Below are 583 nucleotides of genomic sequence, written 5' to 3'. Positions count from 1 at the left end.
CTTGCCGCCCAGCAGGTCCTTCTGGTCCTTGTTGCCCTCGCTGAAGTCCTTGACGTATCTGGCCACGCCGCCACCTCCGAGCTCGTCCGGGCGTCGTTGCCCGTCCCACCGCCAGTGTGCTCGGCCCACGGGCGCCGACCCCGGGGACGATGGGCCCAGCCGGGTGGTCGGACCCTGCCCTCAGCCTGCGCCCACCCCGGTCTGGGCGCGAGCGTGCCGGTAGACTGGCCACCAGTCGATCGGACGACCTTCGCAGGAGCGCACGGCGAACGCCGAGCACATGAGCGAGCATCGAGCCACCACCCGCCCGGCCGTGCCTCCTGCCCGGGTGGAGCACCGCATCGTCGTCCCGACGGTCGTGCCCATGGTCCAGCTGCTCGGTCCGGCGGACGAGGTGCTGCGGGCCGTCGAGCGCGGTTTCCCGGGGGTCGACATCCACGTGCGGGGCAACGAGGTGTCCTTCGCCGGCCCGGCCGGTGACGTGGCGCTGGCCGCCCGGCTCGTCGACGAGCTGGCCGAGACGGTCGCGGCCGGTGCCCCGATCGGTGCCGAGGTGGTCGAGCGGTCGATCGCGATGCTGTCG

Annotated in this window: 1 pseudogene; it reads left to right on the top strand. The window is 73.2% G+C overall.

The features are described 5' to 3' along the window. Window positions 1-280: 280 nt before the first annotated feature. Window positions 281-583: pseudogene (locus FRW57_RS22645) on the top strand (PhoH family protein); the annotation flags it as partial.

It is taken from the genome of Segeticoccus rhizosphaerae (genome assembly GCF_009192725.1).
GTDB classification, from domain to species: Bacteria; Actinomycetota; Actinomycetes; order Actinomycetales; family Dermatophilaceae; genus Segeticoccus; species Segeticoccus rhizosphaerae.
This window is presented reverse-complemented; position numbering and strand designations above follow the sequence as displayed.